Origin of the sequence: Rhodococcus sp. IEGM 1406, from assembly GCF_030056745.1 — a bacterium.
Lineage (GTDB): Bacteria > Actinomycetota > Actinomycetes > Mycobacteriales > Mycobacteriaceae > Rhodococcus_F > Rhodococcus_F erythropolis.
The window spans coordinates 1-12,368 of sequence record NZ_JASHKO010000011.1; the positions used below are offsets into that span (position 1 = coordinate 1).

The following is a 12,368-nucleotide window of genomic DNA, read 5'->3' on the forward strand; positions in this document are numbered from 1 at the left end:
CCATCACCACGACCCTATGGCCGCCGCTCCGGGGCAACTTTTCCAGCCTATCCCATCATGATCATCGGCGCAAACCGCTGAACATTCGGTGAACAACTGGAGGTGAAGCACAACCATACACGATGGAAACTACTTCGAAATTTGGTCAGGCACTTCGTACAACCTCGTGTCACTCGCCGTGAAGGCGGGAGTCGGTGTCCGTGTCGCTCTGACTTGGAATAAGTTACGCGTCCGCCGAAGTCTTTGACAAATCCACAGGTCAGAGACTCGGAGGTATCCATTTCCCCAGCAAGATTGCCCGTTTTAGTCGATTTTCACCAATTCGGACATCATGTGACGCCGGACACCGTGGCCGGATCGGCACGCAGCGGGAACTCACACCACTTGGACTCGGATACCTGCATCCTCGAACAACGCGACTTGCTTTGCGTCTACTGCAGCATCGGTAACCAGCACGGCCCCCGGCGGTATCGGCGCCCACGCATGGAAAGGACGTTCACCAAGCTTGGCGGAGTGGGCGAGGATGTAGACCTCGCCGGCACGTTCGATCATCATTTCCTTGAGCCGGGTCTGATCGAGCTCAGCTTCACAAATACCCAGGTCAGCGGTAACTGCATCGGCACCGAGGAATGCCTTGTCAAACGACACCCTCTGCAGCGACGCTTCTGCCAGTGGCCCGACGAATCCTTGACTGAGCTGCCTCAGCGTCCCGCCGAGACATTCGACTCGAACACCATCAGCGTCGGCTAACGCCTCGAGCGCCGTCAGCCCTGCAGCGATGACCGTCAAATTCGTCACGTGACGTAAGAACTCCCCCATCGCTCCGACGGTGGTACCTGCATCAAGGAGCACGGTTTCTCCGGGCCGGACCTGCTCAGCAGCCCATTCGGCGATGCCCCGTTTGGCGTCGAATCCCTCCATTGCGCGTTGACGCAAGGAGGATTCCGGATGAGGGTTGAGAGCAATCGCCCCGCCGTACGTTCGAGCAATTACTCCCTGGGCAGTCAACTGACTCAGGTCGCGACGGATCGTAGATGCAGTCACCCCGAATTGGGCAGACAGATCCTCGACACTGGCCAGACCGCTGGTGCGGGCGAGCCTCGCAATCTCCGACCGCCTCGCCTCCGACTCCCGGATGACCATCGCTCCTCCCCCTACAAACCCTGGTGCTTACTTGGAAACGAATGTGCTGGTTGCCAATTCGGCCGCCTGCCGCAGCGCTTCGACCATACTACCGGCCTCGGCGATGCCCTTACCTGCAATATCGAAAGCGGTTCCGTGATCGACGGAGGTACGGATGACAGGTAACCCGACGGTGATGTTGACGCCGGCCTCGATCCCGAGAACCTTGACCGGGCCGTGTCCCTGATCGTGGTACATCGCAACGATCAAGTCGTAGTCCCCACGTCCAGCGAGGAAGAATGCCGTGTCCGCCGGCAGTGGGCCGTGGACGTCAATTCCTTCTGCCTTCAAGAGTTCGACGGCGGGAATGATCTTCTGCTCTTCCTCTCCGTACCCGAAAAGCCCGTTCTCCCCCGCATGCGGGTTGATCCCGCACACGCCGATTTTCGGAGATGGATTGCCCGTGCGCACCAAAGCTTCGTGACCTCGACGAATGGTCCTCTCGACCAGGCCGGGCTCGATCCTGGCAACTGCATCGAGCAGTCCGATGTGAGTGGTCACGTGAATCACCTTGAGCTTGGGGGTCGACAACATCATCGACACCTCCTCGGTACCGGTCAGGTGCGCAAGCAATTCCGTGTGTCCGGGATAGATGTGTCCTGCCGCATGCAGCGCTTCCTTGTTCAGCGGCGCCGTGCAGATCGACTGGACTTCACCGCGTACGGCGAGTTCGCTTGCGACGCGGATATATTGATAGGCCGCATCCCCCGCGACTGCCGACAGTTCACCCCAGGCGAGATCCTCGGGTAGCAAGTCCAGGTCGATGACGTTGATCCGTCCATCGATGAATTCAGCATCCTTGATCTCCTCGATCGCGACCACGTCGACGTCTATTCCGAGCACCGTGGCAGCCAATCGCAAACGTTTCGCGTCGCCGACAACAACAGGGCGGCAACGCTTTCTCGTTTCGGCGTCGAGGAGTGCGGGGACGATCACTTCCGGTCCGACGCCGGCGCCGTCGCCCATCGTGACAGCAATCAGCGGCAGTGGAGTAGATTCGATTGGCATGGGGTTGACCTCGTTGTCTGAAGGTGGACTGTCCGGAGCGTCGACCGGGATGGGGCGCGCGAGAAACTTCGTTATAGAGAAAAGACTGTGTGCATTCCCGAAACTGCCTGGCCGCGTGACGATGTACCGTCCGGTGCGGTCGACGGAAAGTACGGCGCCGTGTTCAATTTCGTAAATCGGTGACAGAGTGTCGATCCGCAGGCGGTCGAGAACGCTGCGCGCGGTTTCGCCACCGGTAAGAACCAAGTCGATCGGGTACTCGCTGTGGGAGAATCCTGCATCGACGGCAGCGATCAGATCGGCGAGAGCCGAAACGAGATGGACGGATTCTGCAGGCACGACAGGTCCACTTACCGAAACCACGACGTTTCCGCGATCCAGTGCGTTCAGAATCGGAAGCGGATCGACCGAATGCGCCAGCAGTTCAGCACTGTTCACTTCGATATGGTGCGCCCCTGAATCCCGAAGCAATGCCACTTGGTCCCCGGCAGACGCATCCGCCGTCCCCACAACCACCAAAGTAAATCGAGAATCACGAAGAGATGGGCGCACGACGGGTGACTGCTCGGTTCTTCGTCGTGCCACTGCCGTCGCGAGCGCCGAGGTTCCTACCAATCGAGAACCCCGAACCTCTTGTGCTGCAGCCACAATCAGTTCCAGATCACTCTCGGTCTCGACGTCGCAGATCGCCACCGAACCGGCTTCTGAGATCGACACAAGAACCTGGCTCAACCGCCCGGAGCGAATGTCGTCCAGCGATACGCCAGAAGTAATTGCCGACGAGCCGAGCGCCTCCGCAATCGACCGAGGAGCCGGCTTCGACTCCGCGCGCCACAGGTCGGTGGCGTGCAACGCAACCCCATCGACCAACACCACCCCGTCTTGCACCGTACGCCCTTGCCTGGGCAGTCCGGCGGCGACGATGACCGGGGATCCGTCGCGGGAGAGTTCTCCAACCTCCGCCGCTATGTTGCCCCTGAGCAGGGAATCGATCTTCTTGACGATCTCGGAGCCGTCAGACGATTGCAGAACTGATCTCACGTCACGAGAGGCTCTGGCGGGGTCGGATCGCCGTGAGTGCAGATCGAAAACCGTCACTCCTGATCCGTTGGGCGCACCTGGGCCGAGTCGAAGCGATATGCCCGAACTGCGGAGCAGAAATCCTGCGGCCGACTCCGCGGCTCCGGAAAGATCATCAGCGATGATTACCAGTGGTTTCATCGAATTCCTCGACCCCCTTTCGGTCTGAATCGAGTATGCACAGCATCGCAACCGATGCGCGAAGTACGCAATCGAAGTTACGGGACTTGCGCGAAGTGCGCAACAGTGCCATTGTGAGCTGAGTTACAAGCGAGAGCCCGACGCGATTGTTCACCAACAGTCCGCTCGGAGCGTCGCCCCCACGCTGCCCCGTCAGGATCGAAAGGTCACCGATGACCAATACTCGTTTGCGAACACCACAGCTCTCCCGGCGATCCTTTCTGCAGTTCACCGGGCTGATCGGTGGCGCAACGCTTCTGGGCACGACTGCCGCGTGCGCCGGCCCTACCGGGAAGCCGACCCAGGACACCCTGGTGCTCGGGCTCAACCGTTCGCTCGTCAGCCTCGACAACAAACTCAATCAATTCGACGCAGCAGTCACGGCTCAACGTGGCGTCAGACAAGGCCTCACCCGGATCGGCGACAATCTGACACCGCAACTCGTTCTCGCTGACAGGTTCGAATCGACCGGCGCGACCGAGTGGACGGTTCGACTCCGCGAGGGCATCCGTTACTCCGACGGCACACCTGTGCTGATCGACGACGTCACGACGGCAATGCAGATGTACCAGCAGGTCAGCGGATCGTTTGTCGCACCGCAGTTCCCCGAGTGGCCGACGGTCGTCCCCATCGACGATCGCACCTTCATCCTTCGGACGAATTCCCCGGTGCCGGTTCTGGACTCGCTCATGTCCAACATCTTGATCACCCCGGCCGCTGCGAACGAACCCAACGAACTGCAGAGCGGAATCGGGTCGGGACCGTTCGTCGTCAGCGAATCGAACCGGGGCACCGGTGATTACACACTTGTCGCCAATGACAACTACTGGGGCCCGGTCCCTGGCGTTCGTCGTGTTCAGGTCCGCTTCATTCCCGAAGAGGCCGGCCGCGTCGTCGCACTTCGGAGCGGCGAGGTCGACGTCATCGACTCGATCAGTCCCGATTCCGCCGAACAACTCGCCGACCTGCCTGGTGTCCAGGTGGACACAGTGCCGAGCACACGCATCAACCAACTGTTCTTCAACTTCCGCAAGCCCGCCGATCACCCACTGTCCAATCCGCGTGTCCGAGAAGCTCTCACGTATGCCATCGACGGTGAGTCACTCGCTCGGGACGTGCTGATCGGATCCGCAGTCCCGGCCACCGGCCCCGCACCGTCGACCTTGGACGGAGCCGTGAAAACCGGTACTTACCAATATGATCCACGGAAAGCGCGGCAGATGCTCGAGGCCGAAGGCGCCGACGACCTCGAACTCACCTTCATCTGGGAAACCGGAGAGTTCACCAACGACGTCTCGGTGATGGAATCGGTACTCGAAATGATGAAGGCCGTGGGAGTACGCGTCAAACTCCAGCAGTTCGAACCGGGCGGTGACATCTCGTCCTGGCGCCAGGGCAAGACCGGCGACTGGGATGTGCTGGGCAACGGCTACGGCAACCAGACCGGACTTGCACTGACCACGTTGCAGGGGATGTACGCCGGCACAGCGGAGAAGGAAGCAACTCGCGACACCTATCACGGGTACGTCTTCCCCGAAATCACCGCGAAGATCCAAGCCGCATCCAGCGAACCAGACCCGACCAAGCGCGCCGCTCTACTCGACGCCGCACAACAAGACATCTGGAACACCTGGCCTTGCCTGTGGAGCTTCGTACCCAACGCACTCCTTGCGAAACGCACTCGTGTACAAAATGTTTCACTGACCCCGATCAACTCCTACGACCTCGGCGCCGTCCGATTGGAGGCCTGAGGCGATGACTCTCACCGCTCCGAAACCGCAAACCGCTCTCGGAATCTCTCCGCGTCGGCGCACAAGGATCAACCCGACCGTCAAATACGTGCTCAAACGCTTGGCACAGAGCGCCTTGACGATCTTCCTCACGCTCACAACAGTGTTCGTCCTGATCCGAATGGCTCCCGGTGATCCTGCCTACGCCTTGGCCGGACCGCTGGCCAGCACGGAGGATCTCGCACAAATCCGTGCTGACATGGGCTTGGACAAGTCGGTGTTCTCTCAATACCTGATCTACCTGTGGGACCTCGTCCATCTGAATCTCGGCACGTCGTACTCGTTCCAGGCGCCGGCCATGGACGTTGTCCTCGGCCGTCTCCCGTACACCATCACCCTTGCCGTCAGCTCCATTCTGTTGACCGCCGTGCTCTCGATTCCGCTGGGCGTGTGGATGGCCCGTCACGCGGACACCCGACGCGAACTCGGTGCGAACGTCGTAGCCGTCGGCGGGCAGTCCATGCCGGAGTTCTGGAGCGGCCTGATGCTGGTGACGATCTTCGCGGTCTTGATCCCAGTACTCCCGGCAGCCGGTTTCACCACATGGCCGTCGTTGATCCTGCCTACCGTCACCATCGCCATCCTTCAGATCGCGTTGATCTCCCGGATGGTTCGACGCGAAATGGTCTCGGCCTTCGCTTCTCCGTACATCACGGTCGCACGTTCTCGCGGAGTATCCGAACGCGAACTCACCTGGCGATATGCGATGCGTAATTCTGCGATTCCGATCGTCACCGCGCTGGGCACCAGATTTGCCGGAATGCTGAACGGCGTCGTGGTGGTCGAAGTCGTGTTCGCCTGGCCTGGTGTCGGCTCGCTGGTGGTCCGCGCACTCGAGACTCGCGACTACCCGCTCATCCAGGCCACCGTGCTTGTCACTGCGGTTCTCGCCGTGCTCGTGCAACTGGCAGTGGACCTCCTCTACCCCCTCCTGGATCCACGCGTGCGACTCGGAAAGGGCGCCAACTGATGACTACCGTCTTGGAACCTCCAACAACTCCACGCGCCAGCGCGGTCACCGAGGCAGACTTCGCACGCGCCGGAGCCACGCGCCGTAAGCGAGACAGCCGAGTCAAGATCTGGGCCGGCTCGATCTGCGCGCTCCTGGTGATTCTTCCTGTTGCATTGGCGGGACTACTCCCCCTTGCAGATCCGAACCAGACCAACCTGAGCAGTCGACGGCTACCGCCCCTCACCGACGGCCATCTGTTCGGCACCGATCAGTTGGGACGAGATCTCCTCTCACGGATCCTGCACGGCGGCCAGGTGTCTCTGACGATCGGTATTCTCGCCGTGATCGTCTCCGGGGTCATCGGCATAGTCGCCGGATCCGCCGCGGGGTACTTCGGCGGCTGGGTCGACACCGTGATCTCCCGCCTACTCGAAGCACAGCTTTCTCTGCCTCTGCTGATGATGCTGCTTCTCGTCGTTGCGCTGTTCGGTCCGTCCATTCCCGTGATCACGTTTGTCATCGCAATCGCGCAGTGGCCCGAAGTCGCCCGACTGACCCGTTCCTTGGTGCTCGTCGAACGCGAAAAGCCCTATGTAGCAGCAGCCAGAGTCCTGGGCCTGACCCGCATGGCCATCCTCGTCCGCCACGTAATCCCGAACATCGTCAAGCAGGCGTCGCTTGTCGTGCTGTTGCTCCTCGCCCAGGCCGTCCTTCTGGAAAGCTCGTTGAGCTACCTCGGCGCGGGACCACAACGTCCGTTCGCGACATGGGGCCGAATCATCGCCGACGGTCAGGACTACATCACCACCTCATGGTGGATCGTGACGCTGACAGGCCTGATGATCGTGCTGCTGGTGGTCGGAGTGAACCTACTCGGCGATGGTCTGCGCGATCGTCCTGCAGGTTCGAAACGACTGGGCGCAAGCCTGTTCGGGCGTGGCAACGCCCAGAAAGCAAAGGCGTGAGACATGGGCAATCTACTACGGGTCGACGACCTCCAGATCGAACTTGTCACGGCGAATGGCGTCATCCGAGCCGTCGACGGGGTGTCCTTCTGCATCGACGCCGGTGAAACCGTCACCATCATCGGTGAATCCGGCTCCGGAAAGTCGACTACAGCCATGGGAATCCTCGGACTGCTTCCGGACGATCTCGCCGTTCTTTCCGGGAAAGCCGTGTTCAAAGGCCAGGACATTCTCGGAAACACGAAGATCTTGAACGATATTCGTGGAAAACACATCGCCCTCATCCCCCAGGACCCGATGACGGCTCTGAGTCCCGTCCACACCATCGGTAGCCAACTTCGAGAAGCAGTGCGCCACAGCGGTGTGACCGCGAAGAAGCAGCAAATCGAGCGGGCAGTGCAACTGCTCGAGCAGGTACGCATTCCGTATCCGGATCAGCAACTCGACAAGTACCCGCATCAACTGTCGGGTGGAATGTTGCAGCGCGTCCTGATCGCCGGAGCTCTTGCTGCCGGCCCCGAACTGATCGTGGCCGACGAACCCACCAGCGCATTGGACGTCACCGTTCAGGCCGGGATTCTGGATCTATTGCTCGAATTGCAGGAACGCACCGGGATCGGAATGCTGGTCATCACCCACGACCTCGGAGTCGCCCGACTCGTATCCGATCGCATTTACGTGATGAAGGACGGACGTTTTATCGAGACCGGTAGCGCCGACGTTCTCGTCGACTCACCGCAAAGCGCCTACACACAAAAGCTTCTCGACGCCATACCGCACCTGGGGCCTTGGGATGGCGACCCCGCCCGTTCAACACAGATCGGAGCCTCGGCATGAGCCCCCACGAAACGCCACTTCTCGCCGTCGAAGATCTCGTTGTCGAGTATCCGGTTCCCGACGGAGTTTTCCGAGCCGTGGATGCTGTGAGCTTCTCGGTGGAAAAGGGCAAGACCCTGGCCATCGTCGGCGAATCCGGATGTGGCAAGTCGACAATCGCTCGATCTATCGTCCGACTCCTCACACCGACCAGTGGACGCATTCTCGTCGACGGCAATGACATCGCCCAGATGTCGGAGAAGTCACTGCGCCCCTTCCGCTCTCGCGTTCAAATGGTGTTCCAAGATCCGTACGGATCGCTGGACCCCCATCTGACTGCCGAGGACATCATCGGAGAACCACTGCGCCTCAAAGGTGTTCGGAGCAAGTCTGAACGCGCAAAGGCAGCAGCAGAACTCGTCGATCGCGTTGGCCTGCCCAGCTCGGCACTACACCGGCGTCCGGCGGAGTTCTCCGGTGGCCAACGTCAGCGCATCGGAATTGCCCGTGCACTTGCCAGCGGACCCGAGATCCTGGTCTGCGACGAAGCAACCAGTGCTCTCGACGTTTCGGTGCAAGCGCAGGTACTCGCGCTCCTACGTGAAATTCAGGCCGACACCGGTCTGACGTACGTTTTCATCTCACACAACTTGGGCGTCGTCCGAGAAATCAGCGAGACCGTAGTCGTGATGTCGAAAGGAGCCATCGTCGAATCCGGTTCCACAGAAACAGTTCTCGCCAGTCCGTGCGAGCCGTACACCCGCGCACTACGAGGCGCTGCTCTCGATCCCACCACCATGGTCGGCATCAAACCACGCCACGTGGTGGCAGCCCTGTCCAAGAACTTGCTAGCCAAGCAGACCGAATCGCGAGGAGTTGCCTGATGACCGCCCCACTCGAGCTTCCGAAACTGGTGCTCGGCACTATGACCTTCGGAGATACGGTCGACATATCGGGTGCGGGATCGATGCTCGACGCAGCACTAGGCGCCGGTATCTCTCACATCGACACGGCCAACGGCTATGCGGGCGGTGAGTCCGAGCGCATGCTGGCAAAGCTCCTCCATGGCCGACGCGATTCCGTCACTCTGGCCACCAAAGCAGGAATGCCACACCCCGATGCCGGTGACAACAGCCCACTCTCGGCAAAGGGACTCCGAGCAAGCATCGAAGGAAGTCTGCGCAGACTCGACTCGGACTACGTCGACCTGTTCTATCTCCATCAGCCGGACCGAACCGTCACGCTGACCGAAACTCTTACCACCGTCGCGGAACTTGTCGGTGAGGGCAAGATCCGCACACTCGGCGTATCCAACTTTGCCGCGTGGCAAATCAGTGAAATCAACTACACCGCAGACACAGTCGGTGCTCCGCGACCGATCGTCGCACAACAGCTCTACAACTTGCTCGCGCGTCGCATCGAAGAAGAATACGCAGAATTCGCGGACGTGACCGGACTGACCACCATGGTCTACAACCCACTCGGTGGGGGCCTGCTCACCGGGCGCCACACCTTCGAGGAAAACCCCGTCGACGGCCGATTCGGCGACTCCCGTCTTGCGTCGATGTACAAGGAGCGATACTGGAACACACAGATCTTCGACGCCATTGCACAACTGACGGCGATCGCGGAACAGTCGGGCATCTCCCTGACCGAGCTTGCGTTGCGCTGGCTGGTCAGCAAGCCCGTCGCCGGATCGCTGCTCCTCGGAGGATCCAAAGTTACGCACCTCGAATCCAATATCGCGGCCATCGGGCGAGGTCCACTCGACGCCTCGACCGTCGAAGAGTGTGACCTCGTCGGTGCCGCCCTACGAGGCCCCATGCCCAACTACAACCGCTGAAACACCCGACCTTCATCAGGAAGAGTTCTTCACTATGTCAGCACAGGAATTCGCCGCACGTATCCGAGGACGCGAACGCATTCTCGGATACTGGTCCGTCATCGACAGTCCGGTCTCGACCGAATGGATTGCGCACGTCGGCTGGGACTACATTGCCCTCGACATGCAGCACGGCCTGATCGGCTATTCGGGGATGGTCGCCGGGCTCACCGCCATCGACTCGTCACCGTCCACTGTCGGGATGGTGCGCGTCGAGGCAAACAATCCGACGCCCATCGGCCGTGCACTCGACGCGGGCGCTGTGGGCGTCATCGTTCCGCTGATCAACAACGCCGAAGAGGCAGCGGCCGCCGTGGCAGCCGCCAAGTATCCGCCTTTCGGCATCCGCTCCTACGGACCCATGCGCTCTCAACTCCGTATCGGCCCAGTTCCCGCCGACGCGAACCGCGACACCGTTGTATTTGCGATGATCGAGACCCCACAGGGTCTGGCGAACGTCGAAGAGATCTGCGCAGTGCCCGGATTGGACGGCGTGTACGTCGGGCCGTCCGACCTACGAATCGCCGTCGGCGGTAAGCACTCCAACGATCCGGACGTCGCCGAGGAATTCGAAGCAGCGCTCACCAGGGTGCGCGAAGCTGCCGCCGTCAGCGGAGTCGCTGCGGGAATCCACACACCTTCCGGTCAGGTTGCGGCACAACGGCTCGGGGAGGGCTACACGTTCGCGACCGTGGCCTCGGACCTGACACATCTGGCGAACATCTCGGCTCAGCATTTGGATGCCGCCAAGTCCTGATCCGGGTACAAAATGGCGATGCTCCCGCACTTGGTACGGGAGCATCGCCATTCTCGAACAAACTATCTCTGAATCGCCTTGATCTCGAGGAACTCTTCGAGCCCGAACGTGCCGGCCTCGCGCCCGACGCCCGACTGCTTGTACCCACCGAACGGAGCATTCGTGTTGAATGCTCCGCCGTTCACCTCGACCTGCCCGGCACGCAGTTGCCGTGCGACGCGATCCGCGCGATCGGGGTCACCTGACCAAACGCCACCGGCCAGTCCGTACTCGGTGCCGTTGGCGATACGCACTGCGTCGGCCTCGTCTTTGTAGCCCATGATCGAGAGGACCGGTCCGAAGATCTCCTCGCGCGCAATGGTCATGTCTTCGGTAACGTTCGCGAACACCGTCGGCCCGACGAAATATCCACTGGCCAGACCGGTTTCGCGACCGTCGACAACCGCGGTGGCACCTTCCGACACACCCTTCTCGATGTATCCGCGAACGCGTCCCAGCTGATTCGCGTTCACCAGAGGACCAAGCACCGAAGTCGGCTGAGTCGGGTCACCTACCGGGAAATGAGCGGCGACTGCAGCAGCAATTGCCGCTGCCTCATCCACCTTCTCCGCGGGAACCAACATACGCGTCAGCGCCGAACAGGTCTGGCCCGAATTGATGAAGCACTTTGCGACGCCATCCGTGACAGCCTTTTCGAGATCGGCGTCGTCGAGAATGACGTTCGCCGACTTGCCGCCCAGCTCGAGCGAGACCTTCTTGATGGTGTCCGCGGCAACGATGGCCACTCGCTTGCCTGCACGAGTCGATCCGGTGAAGGAGACCATGTCGACCTCAGGGTGGCCGGCGATGGCTTCGCCCACTACCGGGCCGTAGCCACTCACCAGGTTGAATACACCTGCAGGCAAACCAATTTCGTCGAAGATGTCAGCGAGCGCGTACGTGATGAGTGGCGCAACCTCGGTGGGCTTGAGAACCACGGTGCAGCCCGCGGCGAGCGCACCGCCGACCTTCAAGACAACTTGGTGGAGCGGGAAGTTCCAGGGAGTGATGGCGCCGACAACACCCGCAGGTTCGCGAACAATCAGCGAATTCCCGACCTCGTGAGCGTCGAAATCATAAGTGCGAGCCAATTCGGCAAATGCATTCAAATTCGCGAGCGGCATTCCGATTTGTACGGGCTTCGCGAATCCGATCGGCATTCCCATATCCTGCGAAACAAGCGCCGCAAGATCATCGGTGCGTTCGGCAATTATCGCCGCGGCCTTGGAAAGATATTCGGCGCGCTCACCGCCGGATAGTGCAGACCAGGCAGGGAACGCCTTTCGTGCTGCCTTCGCGGCCGCGTCGACATCTTCGACAGTGCCTTCGGCGACAGTTCCTATCAGCTCTTCGGTAGCCGGATTGAGAACGTCGATCCGACCGCTGCCAGTGGATTCGATCCAGGCGCCATCAACATAGATTTTGGTGCGGTCGAGAATATCGGTCATCGAAGCCTCCGTAGTCATCACGCGTGCACAGGTGAGGTGGGCCCGATCACACGGGGCACCTCTTCCGAGCCTAGCCACGCTCGACGGGTTCCGTGGCAGGTTGGTGTCGCGATTGACCTTCGACTGACGAGACCTGTGGTGAGCGCACGCTTTTCGCGGATCGCGTGAACGTACCGTTCGCTCGATCCGGGGGGTGCCGGCGACGGGATGTTTCGGGGTGTTTTGGGTACGAGAAAGCCCCCCAACCATCACTGGTTGGGGGGCTTCTC

The 12,368-nt window shown here is 60.8% G+C and carries 10 protein-coding genes; 7 read left to right on the plus strand and 3 right to left on the minus strand.

The features are described from left to right. Positions 1-375: 375 nt before the first annotated feature. Positions 376-1,143 (minus strand): DeoR/GlpR family DNA-binding transcription regulator, encoded by a 768-nt coding sequence (locus QM596_RS29450; protein WP_047890222.1) that lies wholly within the window; start codon positions 1,141-1,143, stop codon positions 376-378. 27 nt (positions 1,144-1,170) lie between these two features. Further along, a complete protein-coding gene (gene pdxA / locus QM596_RS29455; RefSeq protein WP_283310588.1) occupies positions 1,171-3,411 on the minus strand; it encodes a 4-hydroxythreonine-4-phosphate dehydrogenase PdxA in 2,241 nt (746 codons plus the stop codon). A 212-nt stretch (positions 3,412-3,623) separates the two neighbouring features. Between pdxA and QM596_RS29460 the strand changes: the two genes are divergently transcribed. From QM596_RS29460 to QM596_RS29490, 7 genes are read left to right on the plus strand one after another with little or no spacing between them, the layout of a single operon-like run. Continuing rightward, positions 3,624-5,201 carry an ABC transporter substrate-binding protein gene (locus tag QM596_RS29460; RefSeq protein WP_283310589.1) on the plus strand — a complete coding sequence of 526 codons (1,578 nt, stop codon included), beginning with the start codon at positions 3,624-3,626 and terminating at the stop codon, positions 5,199-5,201. A gap of 4 nt (positions 5,202-5,205) precedes the next feature. Beyond that, positions 5,206-6,210, plus strand: coding sequence for an ABC transporter permease (locus tag QM596_RS29465; protein WP_007732496.1), 1,005 nt, complete (start codon positions 5,206-5,208; stop codon positions 6,208-6,210). After that, on the plus strand, positions 6,210-7,157 hold the full coding sequence (locus QM596_RS29470; protein ID WP_197942121.1) for an ABC transporter permease: 948 nt from the start codon (positions 6,210-6,212) through the stop codon (positions 7,155-7,157). The genes QM596_RS29465 and QM596_RS29470 overlap by 1 nt, the downstream gene beginning before the upstream one ends. 3 nt (positions 7,158-7,160) lie before the next feature. Continuing rightward, entirely contained in the window at positions 7,161-7,994 is an 834-nt protein-coding gene (locus tag QM596_RS29475) for an ABC transporter ATP-binding protein (protein WP_052740907.1), read from the plus strand. After that, positions 7,991-8,857 (plus strand): ATP-binding cassette domain-containing protein, encoded by an 867-nt coding sequence (locus QM596_RS29480; RefSeq protein ID WP_283310590.1) that lies wholly within the window; start codon positions 7,991-7,993, stop codon positions 8,855-8,857. Before QM596_RS29475 ends, QM596_RS29480 begins: the two co-directional genes overlap by 4 nt. Beyond that, entirely contained in the window at positions 8,857-9,816 is a 960-nt protein-coding gene (locus QM596_RS29485; RefSeq protein ID WP_060939890.1) for an aldo/keto reductase, read from the plus strand. The genes QM596_RS29480 and QM596_RS29485 overlap by 1 nt, the downstream gene beginning before the upstream one ends. Before the next feature lie 34 nt (positions 9,817-9,850). After that, positions 9,851-10,612: an HpcH/HpaI aldolase family protein gene (locus tag QM596_RS29490; RefSeq protein ID WP_019746656.1), complete on the plus strand. Its 762-nt coding sequence runs from the start codon at positions 9,851-9,853 to the stop codon at positions 10,610-10,612. A gap of 62 nt (positions 10,613-10,674) precedes the next feature. Here QM596_RS29490 and QM596_RS29495 read toward each other — a convergent pair whose 3' ends face one another. Continuing rightward, positions 10,675-12,099 carry an aldehyde dehydrogenase family protein gene (locus tag QM596_RS29495; protein WP_007732506.1) on the minus strand — a complete coding sequence of 475 codons (1,425 nt, stop codon included), beginning with the start codon at positions 12,097-12,099 and terminating at the stop codon, positions 10,675-10,677. Between the last annotated feature and the right edge of the window lie 269 nt (positions 12,100-12,368).